Origin of the sequence: Bacillus sp. MM2020_4 (genome assembly GCF_011250555.1) — a bacterium.
GTDB lineage: Bacteria > Bacillota > Bacilli > Bacillales > Cytobacillaceae > Neobacillus.
Genome location: NZ_JAANMZ010000002.1, coordinates 66,785 through 87,301, shown reverse-complemented (window position 1 = coordinate 87,301; position 20,517 = coordinate 66,785). Strand labels below are relative to the sequence as shown.

Genomic DNA, 20,517 nt, shown 5'->3' with positions numbered 1-20,517 from the left:
TGATCATAAGGCATGGATGGTAAGGATATTTCCAAAGTTAACAAAAAAACAGGGGGTTATTACTTTGTCAGATAATAAAAAGTTAGGAAATTATCCAAAACAAATGTCCTTTACTGTAATGGTTTTTTGGACAGGTTTATTTGGAGGGCTGTTTTGGGGAACGATTGGGTACATTGCGTCCTTTTTTAATTTTACAGAAGTTAGCCCCCATGTCATTATCGAACCATGGGCTCTTGGTGATTGGAAAAATGGCTGGCTCGGGACAGTTATCTCCATTATACTTATGGGTGCATTATCGATTATTGCTGCGTTTGTTTACTACGCTTTACTACGGAAATTCAAAGGATTTTGGTTTGGTCTTGGTTATGGTGTCGTGTTATTTCTATTGGTATTTTTTATCCTGAATCCTCTATTTCCCGGAATGAAGCCATTTTCAGATTTAAGCAGGGATACCGTCATTACATCCATTTGTTTATATATCGTATATGGAATTTTCATTGGATATTCCATTAATTACGAGTTTGAACTTAATAAGGTGCAAGTGAACGAGGCTTCAACCTAAGCCCAAGATTAGTTTGAATTATCAGTTTGTGTTAAACTATTCTTATCCTTGACAGAAGAGAAATGGAGAGTAGAAACTTATGGAAAAAGTAGATAAATTAAGATCGAATTTTTCGCAATATGGTATTGATGGAATTCTAATTACCAGTCCTTTTAATCGCCGTTACATATCTAACTTTACCGGAACTGCCGGTGTTGTTTTCATTACAGCCGATAAGGCGCAGTTTATTACAGACTTCCGCTACATTGAGCAAGCATCAAAACAGTGCCAAGGTTTTGAAATTGTCAAATTTTCTGGTTCCATTCCTGAAGAAATAGCACGACTCGCTAAGGAATTAGGAATTAAAAAACTAGGTTTTGAGGAAGCTCATGTTACCTATTCTTTATTTAAAGTATATGAGAAAGAAGTGGAAGCTGAACTTGTACCGATTTCCGATGTAATTGAAAAGTTACGCTTGATTAAGACCGATGCAGAGATTAAGATATTAAAGGTAGCAGCAGATATTGCTGATGCTGCATTTAAACACATTTTAGACTTCATTCGACCTGGAAAAACGGAACTTGAGGTATCGAATGAATTAGAGTTCTTTATGAGAAGGGCCGGAGCGACCTCATCTTCCTTTGATACTATTGTTGCATCAGGTCATCGTTCTGCATTGCCGCACGGTGTCGCAAGTGATAAAGTGATCGAGGCTGGAGATTTTGTTACTATGGATTACGGTGCCTATTACAATGGGTATGTCTCTGATATAACCAGAACAGTTGCTGTTGGTGAGCCCAATCCCAAGCTTAAAGAAATTTATGACATTGTTCTAGAAGCGCAGTTACTTGGTATGGCAGGATTCAAACCAGGACTAACAGGTAGGGAAGCGGATGCTTTAACTAGAAACTACATAACGGAAAAGGGTTTTGGAGACTACTTTGGTCATTCAACAGGTCATGGCATTGGACTTGAGATTCACGAAGGTCCTGGCTTATCAATGAAATCTGAAGTTACTTTAGCACCAGGAATGGTTGTAACTTGTGAACCGGGTATCTATATCCCAGGTCTTGGCGGTGTTCGAATTGAAGATGATACGCTCATAACCCAAAACGGTAACGAGGCATTTACCCATTCAACCAAAGAACTAATTATACTGTAATGGATTTAGGAGGATTTAATTATGATTTCTGTTAACGATTTTAAAACAGGGTTAACAATTGAAGTAGATGGAGGCCTATGGCGCGTCCTGGATTTCCAACATGTTAAGCCTGGTAAGGGTGCAGCGTTTGTACGTTCAAAGCTGCGTAATCTTCGGAATGGTGCGATTCAAGAAAAAACATTCCGTGCCGGTGAGAAAGTAGAAAAAGCGCAAATCGATAACCGAAAAATGCAATATCTGTACGCAAGCGGTGATTCTCATGTGTTTATGGATATGGATTCCTATGAACAAGTAGAACTTCCAGCAAGCAATATTGAATACGAACTAAAGTTTTTAAAAGAAAACATGGAAGTCCATATTATGATGTTTAATCATGAAACATTGGGTATTGAATTGCCAAATACGGTTGAATTAGAGGTAACGGAAACGGAGCCAGGAATTAAAGGTGATACAGCTTCCGGCGGCACTAAGCCTGCAACCCTTGAAACGGGTCTAATGGTTCAAGTTCCATTCTTTGTTAACCAAGGAGATAAATTAATCATCAATACAACAGAAGCTTCTTACGTGTCACGTGCGTAATTTGTTTCCAATCAAAAGGTCTTTGTCCGAAAACCGGACAAAGACCTTTTCTTTTAAATAAATAAGAAAGTATAGATTTCGACTTCGAGAATTGTCTAGCTCCAGCGCCCTAGCGGCTAGTGTCCTTCGCGCTCCGCCCTACGATAAGTCAACATCGGATCGCTCCGCTCTCAGTGTTTCCTTTATCTCAGTTGGAGCGCTCCAGGCCATACGCCGCTGACCAGGGCGCATGCGCTTTTCATATTATAATTACCACTTTTATAAGATTAAAAACTTCACTAAATAGTAAGAATTAGGAACAATTAGACCAGTCCCTTTTTGTTAAAATAAACTAGAATAAGACCTTAAAGGGAAGGGGTGAAACAGAACTATGAAACGAATAACATCTCTTTTGTTCCTTTTCATTTTAATTGCGATTGCAGCAGCTGGCTGCAGCTCTAAAATGGATGATGTGACGCTTGATAAAAAACATACGCCACTTCCAGATTATGTATTAAATTCTTCGGAAAAAATTCAAGAGACCTATATCTTGGCATCCACCTATCCGGAGGTTGTTGCACAAGTCCCTTGCTATTGCGGATGCTTTGCACAGGATGGTCATAAAAGTAATTTAGATTGCTTTATTGATCAAATGGGATCAAATAATGCTGTTAAAGAATGGGATTCGATGGGTATATCGTGAGACGTCTGTATTGATATCGCCCGGGAGGCGATCGAAATGCATCTTGACGGTAAAAGTCCTAAGAAAATTTATCAGTTAATCACTAAGAAGTATGAAGATTTTGGGGAACCAACTCCAACACCTGAACCAAAGTAGGGAATAACCCATGAAAAGAATATTAATCGGGTTCTATATTTTGATTATTATTGGAATTATTGTTTGTATAAGTAATAGCGATATTTTTGCCAGGAAGAATTCGAAAGCAATTGCCGCAGGAGAAAAGCTATATACAAAAAATTGTCTTATCTGCCATGGGAGCACAGGAAAAGGTGAAGGTGCAAATGCTGGAACTGCACTTAATAGTCAGAACCTTCTTAGCTCTGTATCAGATAAAGACTTGTATAATTCCGTGAAATTTGGCAGGGAAGGCACTGGTATGCCAGCTTATGGACCTAGATTATCCGAAAAGGATTTACTAAATCTTGTCGACTTTATACGGAATTGGCAAACAGAAGATATTGAATTTGATGTACCAAAAGTAATTTCCGGTGATCTGGAACGTGGAGAAAAACAATATAATTTGTATTGTCTTAATTGTCATGGCGAAGCAGGTGCCGGTAAATTGAAAATGGGAACCGCTCTCGCCAATCCCCAGTATTTAAAATACACAACGGATCAGCAAATTTGGATTGGTACAGCCTATGGTCGGGAAGAAACAAGAATGGGCCCTTCGTTAAAAGGACTTGAAGGTGCCAGGCAATTAAAAAAAGAGGATATAACCGATATTGTTACTTATATTCGTTCCTTAGAGAAAAAATAATAGAATGACATCAAAACCCTGAATCCAAATAGGAATCAGGGTTTTTCTTTTTCCTCTTTTGGAATTTGTGTCCATTTTGTGGTGTTTTTTTGACAAAAACACAAACGTTTCTATCCTTTAACAAAATGTTCAAGAGTGCGTCAACAACATTGGTTTGATAGCGGTTATATTTATTTCAAAGAGGTCTATAGTGAAAAACGGAACCTTCTATGAGTAAGTTTTTGAAGGTCAAGGAGGATTAATATGCACAAAAATAAATGGTTGGCATTGTTTGTCATTGCATCGTTCCTCACTAGTTTTATTAGCCCAAAAGCTAGTGCTGAAACTGCATTTCAGGCAGAAAAGTTTCCTTTTAAAGAAATGCAAGTTCAGGTAATGCCGGAGTTTGATTACCCTGAGGATTGGGGAACAAGAGATATCCCGTCATTACTTGTAGGTCAATACGGAACCATCACCAACAAGAGCGGTCAGGACTATGAGGGGAAAATTGAAATTCCCGTCCCGGCATTGGAAAAAGGATTTGAAGCCTATTTGGTAGCGGAGTTTCCAGAAGAGAATAAGCCAGAAGTACAACGTCCATATGATGTAGACAAAGAAAAGGGAATTGTGACCTGGAAGCCGGCAAAAGCAATCAAAAATAATGGAACATATAAATTTGTCATCGAGTACTATACCAAATCTATCGACGTTAAAGATAAAAAGAGCTTTACATATCAACTAGTTAATAATGCTGATATTGAACAATTGGATGTGGTCTTTTACGCACCAATGGAAGCAAAGGAAATCAAGCTTGAGCCTAAGGCGGAAAGCAATACAAAAAGTGAGTATGATGAAGAGCTATATTACTACCAATATAAAAATGTAAAAGCTGGAGATAACTTGAACTATTCCTTCTCCTATAAGAAAGACGGAACAGAATCTACCATGGAAGCAATCAATAAAAAACAACCGCCAAATGATGAAAACCATAGTGGAGTGACGGCAACAGACCAAGTTACTAAAGGAGGAACGGACAATTCAAAGCGTCCAATCATTGGCGTAGGCGGAGCATCGATTATTGGAATTGCCCTTATTATTGCTGGACTATTTGTTTTCCTAGGATTGAAAGGTAATGCCGTAACACGACGAGGAACAGCAAATAAGAATACAAAAAGTAAACAACAACCAAAGCATACGACCGGCAAAAAGGATACCATGTCAGCAAATGTTGAAGAAAAGAAAGAACTACGGAAAAAGCTTTTAACCGGAAAGATTGACCAAGAAATGTATGAAGAAGAAATGAAAAAATTAATGTAATGAGGTGGGTCGAATGAAAAAGAATACGATTGTGATGCTAGGAGGATTTATTATAGCCGGAGCTATTGTGTTCCTTCTTATGGCAGCAACGCCGGGTTCGAGCGGTGTTGAGTTAACAATGAAAGAGTTAATAGCGACACAAGAAAAGCATAAAGAGGACTTTGTTACAGTAGAGGGTCTATTAATTGAAGACTCAATTAAATGGAATCCAGACAAAATTGAATTGAAATTTGATGTAAAAGACAACGAAGGTAACCTTATGCATGTCATTCATAAAGGGCCCAAACCTGATAACTTTTCCGAAGGGGTTATTACCATTCTCCAAGGATCTCCTACTAAAAAAGATACATTTGCAGCTGAATCTGTGAAAACTAGATGTCCTTCAAAATATGAAGGTAAAGACATGAAGGATTATGATCCTGAAACACATAAAGAAAAGTTAAATCAACCACCGAAAGAAAAATAACAGGCTCAAGAATAAGAAGGTGACGACATGTTTTTATTTGCCAACGCAACAATTTATATTGGATTAGCCATTGCCATTTTTTCGCTCCTCATTCTTACCTTGGGGATCAGTACCAAAAACCAAAAATTTATTAATAGCGGAAAAGGTGGAATGATTGCATTATTTATCTGCGCAGCATTTGCGATGCTTTCCTTGTTTTACCTTTTAGCAACATCTCAGTTCCAGTACGAATACGTAAGTGATTATACAAGCAGTGAATTGCCAATCATTTATAAACTAACTGCTCTTTGGGCCGGAAATGCTGGTTCCTTATTATTATGGACATTCTTTTTAACTCTTTACATGATTATGATTACCTTTTCGCGGAAGATGAAAGGAAATCCAATGGTTCCTTACATCTCTGCCATACTGATGGCCAATGCGGTTTTCTTCTTCTTTATCTTAGGATTTGTCGCAAAACCATTTTTATTATTAGATACCGTTCCGATTGAAGGAAAAGGGTTAAACCCTATGCTGCAAAACCCTGGAATGATCATTCATCCTGTTACCCTTTACCTTGGGTACGTAGGTCTTGCCGTTCCATTTGCCTTTGCAATGGCTGCCCTGCTTCTGAAAAATGTTGATGATTTCTGGATTAAAATGACGAGACGCTGGACGATAGTTGCTTGGTTATTCTTAAGTCTTGGAAATATCTTTGGCGGTCAGTGGGCATATGTGGAACTGGGCTGGGGCGGCTACTGGGCATGGGATCCGGTTGAAAATGCTTCCTTTATGCCATGGTTAACAGCTACCGCCTTCTTACATTCCGTGATGATTCAAGAGCGGAAAAATATGCTGAAAATATGGAATATCAGCCTAATAATTGTTTCTTATGCACTTACACTGTTTGGAACATTCCTTGTACGAAGCGGCGTTCTAACATCAGTCCATGCATTTGCAAATTCAAATCTAGGATTATACTTCTTAATCTTCATGGGTATTGCCGTCATTCTCGCATTATATGTTTTAATGAGCCGCTACAACCTGCTTAAACGCAGTGCAGGGGAATTTAATTCGTTTGTATCAAAAGAGAGCAGCTTCTTAGTTAACAATCTACTACTTGTCGGGGCGGCATTTGCTGTGTTCTGGGGAACCATTTTTCCACTAGTATCTGAAGCTATTCGCGGTACCAAAGTAACTGTAGGTCTGCCATTCTTTAATAAAGTGGAAGCACCTATTCTTTTATCGATGATGTTTGTCATGGCCGTTTGTCCCATGCTTGCCTGGCAGCGTTCTACTATTAAAAATCTAAAGAAAAACTTTATGATTCCAGCAATCCTTGCGATTGTTGGCATGTCACTCATGGTGGTATTAGGGATTCAAAAAGCGTGGGCCGTCATTGGCTACGGAGTTATCATTCTATTATTAATTACCCATTTCCTAGAGTTTTATAGAGGGGTAAAAGCTAGAAGAAAAATGACGAAAGAAACACCTATTGTAGCATTATATCGTTTAATGATCCGGAACCGCCGCAGATATGGCGGATATATCGTTCATCTTGGGATTGCTTTCATTACTATGGGGATTATTGGCTCACAAAACTACGATGTTGAGACTATGAAAACGGTACCTCTTGGGGGGACGATTGAACTTAAGGACTATCGGATCAACTATGAGCGTTTAGACCAGAAAAAAGAAGGAATTAACGATATCGTTTATGCAGACTTAACTGTATTTAGGAATGGGAAAAAGTTAGGAACTTTCCAACCTGAAAAAGTATTCTATGGAAACTGGGAACAGCCTTCATCCGAAGTGGCGATTATTTCTTCCGTTAAAGAAGACCTATATATTGTCCTAAGTGCTTGGGAGGATGATGGTAAAGCCACATTTGTAGTGAAAATAAATCCGATGATGAACTGGTTATGGTTCGGTTCTTTCATGATCGTGATTGGTGCACTATTCGCCGTTTGGAACGGAAAATATGGAAATGTCACTCCGAGATACACAGGAGTACGCAAAGAGGTATCTTAAAATGAAAAATAAAATGTATCTTGGGCTCCTCATTATTGCGTTTATCTTTCAAGGTTCTTTTATTCGCGTGGAAGCAAAAGAGTTTGATTATAAATCTCCTGAATTCAAAGCGGTTGCCCAGCAATTTGCCTGCACTTGTGGCTGCGGGCAGGATCATTACGAATGTGATCCCAATACCTGTAATCTGACAACTGATTTTAAAAAGGACTTAGTTGAAATGATGAACAAAGGCTGGGATAAGGATAAAATCCGTGAGTACTATGTCAATATTTACGGTGAAGAAATATTGACTTCACCGGAGAAAAGCGGTTTTAGCCTGACTGCATGGGTTCTTCCATTTGTGGTAATAGGAGTAGCTGGAGTAGCTGTGTTGCTCCTCATCCGTAAATGGGTGAAGAAAAAAGGAACCGAAGAAACAGTCAATGAATATGAGACCACTGAGGATGAAGTGGAAGGAGAAATCCTTTCTTCCATGATCGATGAAGAACGCAAAAAGTATCTTTAGGATGTGAACATAATGCACGATATCTCAATCATTTCGCTGCTTTTCACAGCGGTATTGGCGCTTGTTTGTTTATTTCTACTATTGGCACCGCTATTTAAGTGGGATCGTCTACCCTATTTACATGTAGGAACCAAGGGGCAGGATTTAGCGACAACGAAAGAAGCGCTTTTAACAACTCTAAATGAGATCGAGTTTGAATACAAAATGGATAAAATCTCACATGCAGATTATAGACATTTAAAGAAGCAATACGAAATTGAAGTGGCCAATATTATGAGAGAAGAAGAACAGATCGTTGAACCAGCTGTTGATCATGATTTAATGGCAGAAGTGGAAAAAGAAATTGAAGCGCAAATGAAGAGCTACAAAAAGAAAAAGGGGGAAGAAAAGTGATCAAGAAAATCACCGCCCTCCTCCTTGGAGTGCTGCTGCTAACTCCTACATTTGGTTTAGCAGCCTCCGATGCTAAAATCACCATTGATATGCATTACCTTGTCGTTAGTCCGGCAGAAGATGGTTCAACAAATCTAATGAATATGACGAATTATACCAACACTTCAGCTGCGGAATATAAGGGTGATGGGACAAGTAAGGCAGTATTACATGTAACCTTGCCTGAAGGTGCAAAGGATCTAAATTTTTTAGATAATAAGATTGCTTTTGAACAAGTGGAGAAGGGCTTTATTACCACAACACCAATCCCGGCAAATCAAACAATGGTGCTGCCATACAGTTATCGAATGCCGAAAGATAAAGAAGTCAATGTTGTAGTTGATTATCCTATTCAAATGATGCAGATTCTTGTGCCTGAGGGAAGAGGCAGTATTGAGGTGAAAGGCGCCGACGCAACTAGTCAAGGTCTTTTCAAATTTGATGATCAAAATTACTTTGGGTACAGTATCGAAAGTATTAAGGAAAATCAGAGCTTTACACTTGTCTATAATAAAGACAAACAGCCTGCTGTTGATGAAACCAAAGCCAAAGCCGCAACCAATGAAGGTGAAAAAAATAGCACTGTTACCCATACAGCACCTGCATTTCACAATCCCGGACATTTAAGAATGTGGGGGCAATCACCATTACATCGTTTTAACCCGCATATCTTCATGATTATTATTGGGGCCATTATTATTGCGGGAATTGCCTATTTTGCCTATTTTAGAAGAAAAGCAAGGCTAGAAGAGGAAAGGCTCGGAGCAGATAGGGAGGAGAAAGCCTTTAAGCTCTTGATGATGAAGCAAAAGGCAATTATGGATAAGATTATTGAATTGGAAGAAACCTTTGGAGAGGGTAAGCTTTCAGAGGATGAATATCAGGCAAAGCTTACTGCTTATAAACAGCATTTAGTCCAGGTTAAATTAAATTTACGCAATTTTGTTGAGTAACTGCTTGTTGGGGGGGACCTGCAGATGATAGAAATAAAAAAACTAACCAAGCAAGCTGACAATAAGCTGATACTGCGTGGTGTAGATCTCCATATAGAAAAAGGAGAAACGGTAGCGATACTTGGACCAAATGGTGCTGGTAAGAGTACGCTGTTAAAGGTGCTGGCAACCTTAATAAAACCCACATCAGGACGAGTGCTGATTAATGGAATGGAATTGAAAAAAAACCAGATTGAAATCAAAAAATTATTAGGTTATTTACCCCATTCCAGCTTACTTTATGATCATTACTCCCCGTTAGAAAATCTCGTTTTCTTTGGGAATATATATGGGGTAAAGGATGCCGAACAAAAAGCCGTTCAACTTGTAAAAGAAGTAGGATTGTCCTTCTTTTTAAATGAACCGGTGAAGAATTTTTCACGCGGTATGATTCAGAGGATTGCTATCGCTCGGGCAATTGTTCATGATCCGGCCGTTCTACTTTTAGACGAACCTCATACTGGGCTGGATCAAGGTGCAATTACGATTCTCAACAATGTGATTCTTTCTATGAAAGAAAAGGGTGCAACAACCTTGATGGTCACTCATGATTTCAAACAAGCAGCTGAAATTTGTGACCGGGTCATCATTGTGAAGAATGGGAAGATTGTCGATGACTTTAAGATAGAAAATCAAAATTTAGGCTATGTTTCTGGAAAATATGAGCTTCAAGTGGAGGCTGTGTCATGAATTTATATCGAACAGCCCTCTTCCTAGCAAAAAAAGATTTATATTCAGAGTTAAAAACAAAACAAATTCTCACGACACAGATTATATTTGCGGGACTTGTGATTGTTGTTTTCAGTTTTGCATTTGACCCGGCGAATAACACAACTAAGGCTGTTATTCCAGGAGTCATTTGGGTCATTATCGTGTTTGCTGGTATTTTAGGTCTGAACAGATCGTTTATCTCAGAGCAGCGAAATGATACAATACAAGGCTTACTTGTTGCACCAATGGAAGCCCAAAGTATTTATTTAGGGAAGTTCCTGGCCAATTTTGCGATGATGCTCGTAGTGGAACTTGTTTCCATCCCGTTTCTATTCTTATTGTTTGATTTTAAATTTCTGGGCAGTCTTCCTTATTTTATTTTAACCATTTTCTTAGGCAGCTTTGGATTTATTGCGATTGGAACATTCTTAGCAGCCTTGGCCGCCAATTCTAAAAGCAGTGAGATGCTCTTGCCATTATTGCTTTTTCCCATTACAACCCCAATCTTAATTGGAGTGGTTCAGGCCACGAAAATCATTTTATCGAATATGGAAAAGCTTTCGAGTGCGATTGCCTGGATTCAATTGGTCACGGCGTATGATGTTATCTTCTTTGTTGTATGTTTCTTATTAATAGATTATGTGCTGGAGGTTTAAGTGATGAGTATGAATCTCGAACGAGAGAAAGCGACGCTTCCTAAGACACAGGTGGCAGATGCGAAATCAACTAATCTCTCAAAAATGTTGTTTGCTGCTACAGTCATCTCAATGTTGGTTTCTCTTTACTTTATTTTCATCTTTGCAGCGGAAGAAAAATCGATGCATGCCGCCCAAAAGATCTTTTATTTTCATGTAAGCTCTGCATGGTTAGCGTTTATGGCATTTTTTGTAACATTTGTTTTTAGTATTTTGTTCTTAATCAAGCGGAAAAGAATATTTGATACGTATGCCTATGTTTCAGCTGAAGTTGGAGTTGTGTTTACAATTATTGTATTAACGACAGGTCCTATTTGGGCCAGGTCGGCTTGGAATACATGGTGGGTATGGGAGCCGCGTTTAATCACAACATTAATTCTCTTCTTTATCTATATTGCCTACATAATGATTAGGCAGATGGATGGCGTATGGGATAAAAAGGCTCGACTTTCAGCAGTCTTTGGCATCATTGGTTTTGCAGATGTTCCAATCGTATTCTTCGCCATTCGTTGGTGGCAAACGAAATTTCACCCAATTGTTTTTGGAGATGGCCCATCTCAAAAGGGCGGCGGGATTGAGGATACAATGTTAGCAGCATTACTAATCACAATTACTGCATTTACCATTTTTTATTCCTACCTGCTTTATAAGGGTGTTTCTTTTGAAAATATGCGAATTAAAGTTGAGCAATATAAAGAAAAATTAAGAGAAAAAATGGAAAATTAGGAGGGTTTAATCATGAATTATGAATATATGTTAGGTGCTTATTCTGTTGCTTGGGTGGTTATCTTTGCTTATATGTTTATTATCGGAAAAAGACACGACAAGCTTAAAAAGGAAATTGAATTTTTAAAGCAGCTCGATCAATAGACTGTAAGTCTCGAGTGTCAGGGGGAAATACGATGAACCAGCGAGTTATCAAATTACTCGTATTGATACTGATTGTGGGGATGTTTGGCTTTTTTGGATATAGTTTGGTATCCAAGGGCAAACATACGGATATTGGTGATAAAGCCTATAATTTCGAACTTCCAAAGATTGATGGAAGTAATACCAAGCTCTCGGACTATAAGGGGAAGGTTGTTATTTTAAATTATTTTGCCAGCTGGTGTGCACCTTGTAAAGAGGAGCTTCCGGAACTTGAGGCTTTTCAAAAAGACTATGGTGATCAGTATCCATTTCTTATGATTAATCGCGGTGAGACCATTGATAAGATAAATAAGGTAACAGATCATAATAAAGCAGGAATGAATTATCTATTCGATTATAATGCCAAGGTGTCGAAATTGTATAATGTGACAGGACAGCCTGAAACATTTGTTATTGATAAACAAGGTATCATAAGAGAGCATTTTAATGGACCAGTAACAGAAATGCAGTTATACAACTGGGCAAAGAAATATGACAAATAGCAATAATCAAAAAGGATTGAACCTTATATTTGTGGTTCAATCCTTTTTTTCATTAAAGTGGTGCTTTATATGGTGTTTGATAATGAAATTCAGCAGAGATTGTTGCCTTTACTATGATTTGTCCTGGTTCGAATTGTGTTGAACTGACGCTTTTAACAAATGTTTCAGACTGGTGGTTGAAGGGTTGAACCGTACCCCCTCCCTCCACCACTAAGCTTGGTGTCGGTATTAGCGTTACATTTAATGTCCCGGCAATTGTTTTGGCCTTTTCGATGGCATTTGTAAGGGCAAGGGATAGGGCTTGCTGATAAAATGCATCTTTATTCTTCGCTTTAAATTGTACATTAGAGACATAATTGACACCGTTTTTAACAGCTGTATCCACTACTTTCCCTATGATTGATAGATCTTCTATTTTCACCTGTAATAGATGAGTTATTTTATAGCCACGAAAAATTTGTTTCCCTTGATCGTAATCGTAATCCGATTCAATTCGATAATCGAAGGTTTGTAATTGGTTTTGTGGAATTCCAAGTCCGAGCAGTGCATTGATTACTTTTGACACTTCATCAGAGTTCTGCTGCTGCGCTGCGATTAATTCCTTGTATTCAGTGATAACCCCTAAGTTCACTGAAGCCGAATCTGGCTGGATTGCAAGTTCCCCTTCGCCTGTTACCCTTATTAACTGGCCTTTGTGATGGAATCCATTTCGATTAGGCGGCAAGTATTGATACAAACGTATCTCCCCCTTTACTATTGTCCCTCTTATAAAATACGAAATGGACACCGGAAATGTTCCGTTTTTAAAATCTATTCTTTTAAAGTTAGTTCTACTAATCTTATCCAAAAAATAGAAATGAATTAACAGATTTGAAAGTCATATTGTGTCCAAGCAGGCATACATTTTAACTAATGAGATATGCAAATAAAAGGAGGAAGCATACATGGAAACCATCCTTCCCTATTTACCGAAAAATATTGCCGACCTAATCAACAAAATCCCTCCTGACCAAAAAGAAGAATTAGAGGAAATTCGAATTCGTGTTAACCGGCCAATTGAAATGATGGTAAAGGGAGCCCCGAGGTTTTTATCCTATATTGTTCAATCTGAGGATGCTATTCATCTTCTAAATAAAATTAGCCATTTCTCCATTTATACGCTGGAGGAAGAACTAAAACGCGGGTATATAACCGTATCTGGAGGACATCGGATTGGACTGGCCGGAAAGGTCATTCTTGAGGATGGCAAGGTTAAAGCGATTAGGGATATTTCCTCTTTTAATATACGAGTTGCTAGGGAAAAGGTGGGGATTGCCGAACCTATCATTCCGTTTATTTATAAAGGCAACTGGATGCATACGATGATTATTGGACCGCCACAAACAGGAAAGACGACACTGCTACGTGATATTGCCAGAATTATTTCTACAGGCAACAGGGCAGGAGGAATTCAGGCAAGTAAGGTGGGAGTTGTGGATGAACGGAGTGAAATTGCTGGTTGTGTCCATGGGGTTCCGCAATTAACTTTTGGCCACCGTCTTGATGTGTTAGATGCCTGCCCAAAGGCAGAAGGAATGATGATGCTGATCCGTTCGATGAGCCCAGATGTCCTAATCGTGGATGAAATTGGTCGAAAAGAAGATGCTGAAGCCATTCAGGAGGCTGTTCATGCTGGTATAAAACTAATCATGACCACGCACGGGACGAGCATAGAAGAACTAAGAAAACGGCCATCCCTAAGGGATCTAATTGACCAAAAAATTTTTGAACGATTTGTCATCCTTAGTAGGTCATCGGGCCCTGGGACCATTACCCATATACTTAACGAAAGCGGGCACGAAATGAATCAAAAAGTGAGAGTGACAAAATGATTAAGTTAATTGGCGCCATTATCATTATTGTTGCGACAACTTGGACTGGATTTGAGGCTTCCCGGAATTTTAGTGCACGGCCAAAGCAGCTTAGAGCATTAAGGTCGGCGCTTCAATCTCTTGAGGCTGAAATTATGTATAGCCATACCCCATTGCATGAAGCAGCCCGAAGATTAGCAGCCCAACTTGCTAAGCCACTCTCCACGTTTTTTGAAGCATTCGCAAAAAAACTTACCGATACGGAAACAACAGTAAATGAAGCATGGGAAACTAGTTTAAGAGAGGTATGGAAATCAACTGCTTTAAGACAGGGAGAATTTGAAATTATGAAGCAATTCGGGGAGACTCTTGGCCGTCATGATCGCTTTTCCCAACAAAAACATATTATGCTAACTCTTTCCCACTTAGAAAGAGAGGAAGCAGACGCCATTGACCGGCAAGCCAAATATGAAAAAATGGTAAAAAGTCTCGGATTCTTATCAGGATTATTATTGATCATTTTATTATTCTAGGGGGAAAAGCAATGGGTTTAGAAGTGGATATTATTTTTAAAATCGCCGGAGTTGGCATTGTTGTAGCCTTTTTGCATACGGTACTTGATCAAGTCGGGAAGAAGGAATACGCGCAGTGGGTCACTCTTTTCGGGTTTATCTATATTTTGTTCCAGGTAGCCTCCATCGTGGATGATCTTTTTCAGAAAATAAAATCAGTATTCCTGTTTCAATAGAAAGGAGGTCTTTGCGATTGAAATCATAAAAATTATCGGTTTTGCTCTCATCGCAACCTTTCTTGCCTTAATCATTAAAGAGCAAAAACCAAATTTCGCCTTCCTTATAGTGGTATTTGCTGGCTGTGTCATTTTCCTTTTTTTAGTGGATAAGATTTTTGAAATTATTCATATGCTCGAAAAGCTGGCAGTGAATGCAAAGGTGAATATGGTTTACATTGAAACAATCCTTAAAATCATTGGGATTGCCTATATTGCCGAATTCGCCACCCAAATTACCAAGGATGCGGGACAGGGCGCGATTGCCTCCAAGATTGAATTAGCAGGAAAGATTATTATTCTAGCAATGGCGATTCCGATTCTAACTGTATTGATTGAAACCATTATCAAACTAATTCCGAGCTAATGGACAGACCTTAAAAAAGAGGTGTTACTCATTGAAGCAAAGGCTGCAGATTATTCCTATTATCATTCTTCTTTTTCTTTTCTTGTATATTCCAAGTGTCCAAGCTGCCGAAGAATCTAAAGACACCTTAAACCCACTTTCTCCACAGGAATTAGTAGACGAACAGCTAAAGACCTTGGACTTAACTGAACTCAAACAATTCTGGGAGGATATTACCAATAAATATGGGGGCTTCCTCCCGGAAAGCCAAAAAGGAAGTCTTTATGATTTTGTAAAAGGTGATAAAAAATTCTCATTTAAGCAATGGGGTCAGGGCGTTTTAAAGTTTGCCTTTCATGAGTTTGTTGCGAATGGAAAATTACTTGGTTCGTTGATCATGTTAACCATATTCAGCATGTTTCTTCAATCCATGCAGAATGCTTTTGAGAAAAGCGCGATTAGTAAGGTTGCCTACTCGATTGTTTATATGGTGCTGGTCATCCTGGCCCTAAATAGTTTTCATATCGCAATTAGTTATACTACTGAGGCAATTGGGACAATGACCTCCTTTGTCCTTGCACTGGTTCCTCTTCTGCTCGCCCTTATTGCGGCATCAGGGGGTCTAGTATCCGCTGCCTTCTTTCATCCAGTAATATTATTCCTAATGAATATAAGCGGAACGTTCATGCAATATGTGATCCTGCCACTCCTCTTTTTAGCTACCTTGCTCAGTATTGTCAGCACGATGTCTGAGCAGTATAAAGTTTCACAATTGGCTGCCCTTTTGCGAAACTGGAGTATCGGATTAATGGGACTTTTCTTAACAATCTTTCTTGGAGTCATCTCAGTGCAGGGAGCATCGGCAGCCGTTACTGATGGGGTTGCCATTAGAACCGCAAAATTTGTGACAGGAAACTTCATTCCCGTCATTGGGAGAATGTTTACTGATGCCACGGATACAGTTGTTAGTGCATCTGTGCTTTTAAAAAATACAGTTGGTATTGCCGGAGTGGCCATCCTACTAATAATCGTTGCCTTCCCAGCTATAAAAATATTAATGATTGCCTTTATTTATAAATTTGCAGCCGCCATCCTTCAGCCCTTAGGTGGTGGTCCAGTGATTAAATGTCTAGATATTATCAGTAAAAGTGTTATCTATGTTTTTGCAGCTCTCGGGATTGTATCACTGATGTTCTTTTTAAGTATTACCGTCATTGTTGCGGCTGGAAATTTAACGATGATGATGAGATAGGAGGGTGGGCATAACCATGGAATTTTTAAAAGAGTGGGTAACAAATATTATTCTTTTTATCCTGTTAGCGACTGTGATTGACATGCTGCTTCCAAATTCCAGCATGCAAAAATATACCAAGATGGTCACAGGGCTGCTCCTAATTGCGATTATTCTTACGCCCATTTTTAAATTAATCTCCAAGGACTTTGAATCAGCACTTGGTTCAATCCCCACCTATCAAGTACCTGGAGAAAAAAATATGAAAAATGTAATAGATTCAAAGAAAAAAGAAATACAAGCTTCAACTGATGCATATATTTTAAAAGAAATGGCTGTCCAGCTGGAAAAGGACGTTAAGGAGGAGTTGATGGACCAATACGGATTGGAGATTGAGAAAATTGACCTAGCTATAGACGAAAAAAGCGACCAAGCATTCCCTAAGAACCTCCAAAAGGTAACAGTTCTTCTAAAACAACCGGAACAGGGCGTAAAGACAGTCGAAGTGATTAAACAAATCGAAATAAACACAGAAAAACCTCTTCCTTCTAATGGATCAACAGAAGATACAAAAAAAATAACCGCATTTCTATCACAGAAATGGAATGTAACCAAAGAAGCTGTGGAAGTTTCGATTGAAGGGGGGATTAAAAAGAAGAATGGATAACAATAAAGGGCCATTATCATGGCTCAAAAAAATAATGAAATTGGATGAAAAAGGCGAGAAGAAGCCAGGAAAATATCAGTATATGCTTCTCGTTCTATGTATCGGTGCCGCCTTTATGCTTGCAGGTAACATTTTGTTTAAAAAAGATCCAAGTACTGCAGCGGTGTCTGTTGGAGCAAACGAAAAAGCTGCTTCTGAAGATGTACCGACATTTAGTCTAAAAAAGAGTTCGGGAAATAAGGCAATCGCTGAGTATGAGGAAAAATATGAAAATCAATTGAAGAAAGCACTGGAGGAAATGCTGGGTGTAGATGATGTAACTGTTGTGGTAACCATTGATTCAACCGATAAGAAAGTATTTGAGAAAAATAGAGTAACTAAATCGCAAAAAACCGACGAAACGGATCGAGATGGCGGGCAGCGCACGGTGGTGGATTCTTCTTCAGATGAACAATTGGTCATCATCCGTAAAGGAGACCAAGAGGTTCCAATTGTTGTAGAAACAATAAGGCCGGAGATTCGCGGTGTCCTCGTAGTTGCCAAAGGTGCAGATAATATCGAGGTAAAAAAATGGATTAGGGAAGCAGTTACCAGGGCTTATGGTGTGCCAAGCCACCGGGTTGCTGTTATGCCTAAAAAATAAAAGGGGGATTTAAAAAATGCTTTTGAAAAAACAAACGGTATGGTTATTAACAATGTTAAGTTTAGTGGTGGTGTTATCAGTTTATTACATTACCTCTCCAGAGCAAAAAACGAACGATCTAGCAGCAGTGCAACAAAATGCAAAGGATCAAAATCAGGGTAAAACAAAGACAGAAGTGAAGAAAGACGGCAAGACAGTCGTTTCTACTGTTGCCGGCGATAATGAGTTTGCAGAACTTCGTATGAAGCTTGAAGACTTAAGGAGCGAGGAGCAAACGAGTTTAACCGAAGAGCTAGCCTCGACAGACCTTTCTGCAGACGAAAGAAGTAAAGTGAAGGACCAAATGGATAAATTGAATAAAATAGCCCAAAGTGAAGAAATGCTTGAAACCTTTATTAAAACAATGGGGTTTGATGATGTTCTAGTAAGAGCAGATGGATCAAAGGTAATCGTCACAGTCAAATCCAAAAAGAAGCCTTCTGCCTCAGAGGCAAATAAGATTATGTTAGAAGTGAAAAAGGAAATTGATGAAACAAATTATGTTGCGGTTGAATACCAACATGCAAAATAATGTTCGTTTACAAAGGGAAGTCATTGGCTTTCCTTTTTATTTAGTTTAATATCTTTAGTCAATGGGAAAAATAATTAATTGAATTCAAAAGGCACCCAAAATTCCTTTTTTCTACTAAAAATATTATGATGGAAGTGGGGCATTTGATGGATGTTCGTATTCTTATGATTTAAAATATTGAACTATTACTAAATATTATCGTATAGTATTAGTAGTAAGTCCTAATTAAAGTTGTACAAGGAGTGTTACTCAATGTTAAAAGTACAAGAAATTCGTGAATTGATTAAATTGGTTGACCAGTCCAGTATTGATGAATTTGTATATGAAGTTGAAGGTTCAAAAATTAAAATGAAGAAAAATGCAGCATCAACTATTGTTTCACAAGTAAGTCCCGTTGCACCTGCATCTGAAATAGCGCCTGTGATCCAGGCTGCCCCTATTGCAGCTGCTGCAACAGCAGCTCCTGTTTTGGAAGTCATACAGGAAGCTCCCAAAGCAGATGAAGGGAAACAAGTGGATGCTACAAATCTACACAAAATTACCTCTCCAATGGTAGGTACCTTCTATGCATCGCCAACTCCGGATGCGGACCTATATGTAAAAGCCGGTTCAAAGGTCTCAAAGGATTCCATCGTTTGTATTGTTGAGGCGATGAAACTATTTAATGAGATTGAGGCAGAGGTAAATGGGGAAGTTGTGGAAGTCCTTGTGAAAAACGGTCAATTAGTTGAATACGGACAGCCATTATTTTTAGTAAAGCCAGAATAAGGAGCGGTAACAGGATGATAAGAAAACTGTTAATTGCAAACAGAGGAGAAATTGCTGTTAGGATTATACGAGCCTGCCGAGAAATGGGCATTGAATCTGTTGCTGTATACTCCGAAGCGGATCGTGAAGCACTACATGTCCAATTGGCAGATGAAGCCTATTGTATTGGACCAACATCATCAAAAGATAGTTACTTAAACGTCACAAATATTATCAGTGTCGCAAAACTGACAGGCTGCGATGCTATTCATCCTGGCTATGGTTTCCTAGCCGAGAATGCTGATTTCGCGGAGCTTTGCCGCGAGTGTAATATTATATTTGTCGGCCCAAGCCCTGAAGCGATTACCAAAATGGGCACCAAGGATATCGCCAGAGAAACGATGCGTGAGGCTGGTGTTCCGATTGTTCCTGGTTCAACCGGAATCATCAATGATATGGATGAAGCACTTGAACTTGTCAAAAAGATTGAATATCCCGTCATCATTAAAGCAACAGCAGGCGGGGGCGGGAAGGGAATTCGTGTTGCTAAGAATGAACAAGAATTAATTAAAGGCATAAATATTACCCAGCAAGAAGCCTTAACGGCCTTTGGAAATCCCGGTGTATACATAGAAAAGTATATTGAGGATTTCCGCCATGTTGAAATTCAAGTGCTTGGTGATACTCACGGTAACACCATCCATTTGGGTGAAAGAGATTGCTCTATTCAACGAAGGCTTCAAAAGCTGCTAGAAGAAACACCTTCACCGGCTTTAGATGGAGAAATTCGCGCAGAAATGGGCGAGGCAGCTGTAAAAGCTGCAAAAGCAGTTGATTATTCAGGTGCTGGCACGGTAGAATTTATCTATGACTATCGCAATCGTAAATATTATTTTATGGAAATGAACACAAGGATTCAGGTGGAGCACCCCGTAACAGAAATGGTCACCGGAATAGACCTTATTAAGGAACAGATTCGAGTAGCAAACGGTGAAAAACTAACGATTACCCAAAAGGATGTCACTTTTACTGGCTGGGCAATCGAATGTCGGATCAATGCAGAGAATCCAGAGAAGAACTTTCTACCTTCAGCTGGTAAAATCAAAATGTATTTGCCGCCCGGTGGGTTAGGGGTTCGGATTGATTCAGCAGCATATCCGGGATATACAATTCCACCTTACTACGATTCCATGATTGCGAAAGTTATCACATACGGCAGCAGTAGGGAAGAGGCAATATCCAGAATGAAACGTGCGTTAAGCGAGTTTGTGGTGGAAGGTATCCATACCACGATTCCGTTTCATTTAAAACTGCTGGAAAATGAGAAATTTGTCGAAGGCAACTTCAATACCAAATTCCTAGAATTGCATGATGTGATGAAATCAATCTAATT

General features: G+C 39.0%; 27 protein-coding genes. 26 read left to right on the top strand and 1 reads right to left on the bottom strand.

Translation table 11 applies throughout. The features are described 5' to 3' along the window. Window positions 1-64 precede the first annotated feature (64 nt). From G6554_RS02245 to G6554_RS02165, 16 genes are all read left to right on the top strand, one after another. The gene (locus G6554_RS02245; protein ID WP_242637920.1) at window positions 65-562 is read left to right on the top strand and encodes a YqhR family membrane protein; all 498 of its coding nucleotides are present in this window, start codon (window positions 65-67) and stop codon (window positions 560-562) included. Window positions 563-641: 79 nt separating this feature from the next. Beyond that, complete coding sequence (locus tag G6554_RS02240; RefSeq protein WP_166238328.1) at window positions 642-1,703, top strand: M24 family metallopeptidase; 1,062 nt, start codon at window positions 642-644, stop codon at window positions 1,701-1,703. A gap of 21 nt (window positions 1,704-1,724) precedes the next feature. Further along, window positions 1,725-2,282 carry an elongation factor P gene (gene efp / locus G6554_RS02235; protein ID WP_166238326.1) on the top strand — a complete coding sequence of 186 codons (558 nt, stop codon included), beginning with the start codon at window positions 1,725-1,727 and terminating at the stop codon, window positions 2,280-2,282. 370 nt (window positions 2,283-2,652) lie between these two features. Further along, the gene (locus G6554_RS25660) at window positions 2,653-3,099 is read left to right on the top strand and encodes a PCYCGC motif-containing (lipo)protein (protein ID WP_347564269.1); all 447 of its coding nucleotides are present in this window, start codon (window positions 2,653-2,655) and stop codon (window positions 3,097-3,099) included. Between the two features lie 10 nt (window positions 3,100-3,109). Beyond that, window positions 3,110-3,763: a c-type cytochrome gene (locus tag G6554_RS02220; RefSeq protein ID WP_166238322.1), complete on the top strand. Its 654-nt coding sequence runs from the start codon at window positions 3,110-3,112 to the stop codon at window positions 3,761-3,763. A gap of 243 nt (window positions 3,764-4,006) precedes the next feature. After that, window positions 4,007-5,059, top strand: coding sequence for a hypothetical protein (locus tag G6554_RS02215; RefSeq protein ID WP_166238320.1), 1,053 nt, complete (start codon window positions 4,007-4,009; stop codon window positions 5,057-5,059). A gap of 13 nt (window positions 5,060-5,072) precedes the next feature. Next, window positions 5,073-5,525 (top strand): cytochrome c maturation protein CcmE, encoded by a 453-nt coding sequence (locus G6554_RS02210; protein WP_166238318.1) that lies wholly within the window; start codon window positions 5,073-5,075, stop codon window positions 5,523-5,525. A 27-nt stretch (window positions 5,526-5,552) separates the two neighbouring features. Further along, the gene (locus G6554_RS02205; RefSeq protein WP_166238316.1) at window positions 5,553-7,535 is read left to right on the top strand and encodes a heme lyase CcmF/NrfE family subunit; all 1,983 of its coding nucleotides are present in this window, start codon (window positions 5,553-5,555) and stop codon (window positions 7,533-7,535) included. A gap of 1 nt (window position 7,536) precedes the next feature. Beyond that, entirely contained in the window at window positions 7,537-8,040 is a 504-nt protein-coding gene (locus G6554_RS02200) for a cytochrome c-type biogenesis protein CcmH (RefSeq protein ID WP_166238314.1), read from the top strand. 12 nt (window positions 8,041-8,052) lie between these two features. Further along, a complete protein-coding gene (locus G6554_RS02195) occupies window positions 8,053-8,433 on the top strand; it encodes a hypothetical protein (protein ID WP_166238312.1) in 381 nt (126 codons plus the stop codon). Then, entirely contained in the window at window positions 8,430-9,425 is a 996-nt protein-coding gene (locus G6554_RS02190) for a hypothetical protein (protein WP_166238310.1), read from the top strand. Before G6554_RS02195 ends, G6554_RS02190 begins: the two co-directional genes overlap by 4 nt. 24 nt (window positions 9,426-9,449) lie before the next feature. Then, complete coding sequence (ccmA, locus tag G6554_RS02185) at window positions 9,450-10,154, top strand: heme ABC exporter ATP-binding protein CcmA (protein WP_166238308.1); 705 nt, start codon at window positions 9,450-9,452, stop codon at window positions 10,152-10,154. After that, window positions 10,151-10,831, top strand: coding sequence for a heme exporter protein CcmB (locus tag G6554_RS02180; RefSeq protein WP_166238306.1), 681 nt, complete (start codon window positions 10,151-10,153; stop codon window positions 10,829-10,831). The genes ccmA and G6554_RS02180 overlap by 4 nt, the downstream gene beginning before the upstream one ends. A gap of 3 nt (window positions 10,832-10,834) precedes the next feature. After that, window positions 10,835-11,596 carry a cytochrome c biogenesis protein gene (locus G6554_RS02175; protein WP_207343021.1) on the top strand — a complete coding sequence of 254 codons (762 nt, stop codon included), beginning with the start codon at window positions 10,835-10,837 and terminating at the stop codon, window positions 11,594-11,596. Window positions 11,597-11,608: 12 nt separating this feature from the next. Beyond that, window positions 11,609-11,740, top strand: a complete 132-nt coding sequence (locus tag G6554_RS02170; protein ID WP_166238304.1) for a CcmD family protein — start codon at window positions 11,609-11,611, stop codon at window positions 11,738-11,740. 32 nt (window positions 11,741-11,772) lie between these two features. After that, entirely contained in the window at window positions 11,773-12,282 is a 510-nt protein-coding gene (locus tag G6554_RS02165; RefSeq protein ID WP_166238302.1) for a TlpA family protein disulfide reductase, read from the top strand. A 52-nt stretch (window positions 12,283-12,334) separates the two neighbouring features. Here the strand turns inward: G6554_RS02165 and G6554_RS02160 are convergent, their stop codons facing one another. Beyond that, a complete protein-coding gene (locus G6554_RS02160; protein ID WP_166238300.1) occupies window positions 12,335-13,018 on the bottom strand; it encodes an SIMPL domain-containing protein in 684 nt (227 codons plus the stop codon). Window positions 13,019-13,226: 208 nt separating this feature from the next. Here G6554_RS02160 and spoIIIAA point away from each other — a divergent pair, with 208 nt between their 5' ends. From spoIIIAA to accC, 10 genes are all read left to right on the top strand, one after another. Continuing rightward, window positions 13,227-14,153: a stage III sporulation protein AA gene (gene spoIIIAA / locus G6554_RS02155; protein ID WP_166238298.1), complete on the top strand. Its 927-nt coding sequence runs from the start codon at window positions 13,227-13,229 to the stop codon at window positions 14,151-14,153. Continuing rightward, window positions 14,150-14,665 carry a stage III sporulation protein SpoIIIAB gene (gene spoIIIAB, locus G6554_RS02150; RefSeq protein ID WP_166238296.1) on the top strand — a complete coding sequence of 172 codons (516 nt, stop codon included), beginning with the start codon at window positions 14,150-14,152 and terminating at the stop codon, window positions 14,663-14,665. Before spoIIIAA ends, spoIIIAB begins: the two co-directional genes overlap by 4 nt. 11 nt (window positions 14,666-14,676) lie before the next feature. Beyond that, window positions 14,677-14,880: a stage III sporulation protein AC gene (gene spoIIIAC / locus G6554_RS02145; RefSeq protein ID WP_007084610.1), complete on the top strand. Its 204-nt coding sequence runs from the start codon at window positions 14,677-14,679 to the stop codon at window positions 14,878-14,880. 16 nt (window positions 14,881-14,896) lie between these two features. Next, window positions 14,897-15,286, top strand: coding sequence for a stage III sporulation protein AD (spoIIIAD, locus tag G6554_RS02140; RefSeq protein ID WP_308110909.1), 390 nt, complete (start codon window positions 14,897-14,899; stop codon window positions 15,284-15,286). A gap of 31 nt (window positions 15,287-15,317) precedes the next feature. After that, the gene (spoIIIAE, locus tag G6554_RS02135; protein WP_166238294.1) at window positions 15,318-16,517 is read left to right on the top strand and encodes a stage III sporulation protein AE; all 1,200 of its coding nucleotides are present in this window, start codon (window positions 15,318-15,320) and stop codon (window positions 16,515-16,517) included. 16 nt (window positions 16,518-16,533) lie between these two features. Continuing rightward, entirely contained in the window at window positions 16,534-17,163 is a 630-nt protein-coding gene (gene spoIIIAF / locus G6554_RS02130; RefSeq protein WP_166238292.1) for a stage III sporulation protein AF, read from the top strand. Next, window positions 17,156-17,806: a stage III sporulation protein AG gene (spoIIIAG, locus tag G6554_RS02125; protein WP_166238290.1), complete on the top strand. Its 651-nt coding sequence runs from the start codon at window positions 17,156-17,158 to the stop codon at window positions 17,804-17,806. The genes spoIIIAF and spoIIIAG overlap by 8 nt, the downstream gene beginning before the upstream one ends. 16 nt (window positions 17,807-17,822) lie before the next feature. Then, the gene (locus tag G6554_RS02120; RefSeq protein WP_166238288.1) at window positions 17,823-18,377 is read left to right on the top strand and encodes a SpoIIIAH-like family protein; all 555 of its coding nucleotides are present in this window, start codon (window positions 17,823-17,825) and stop codon (window positions 18,375-18,377) included. 252 nt (window positions 18,378-18,629) lie between these two features. Further along, window positions 18,630-19,145, top strand: a complete 516-nt coding sequence (gene accB / locus G6554_RS02115; protein WP_166238286.1) for an acetyl-CoA carboxylase biotin carboxyl carrier protein — start codon at window positions 18,630-18,632, stop codon at window positions 19,143-19,145. 14 nt (window positions 19,146-19,159) lie between these two features. Then, complete coding sequence (accC, locus tag G6554_RS02110; protein ID WP_166238284.1) at window positions 19,160-20,515, top strand: acetyl-CoA carboxylase biotin carboxylase subunit; 1,356 nt, start codon at window positions 19,160-19,162, stop codon at window positions 20,513-20,515. Window positions 20,516-20,517 lie beyond the last annotated feature (2 nt).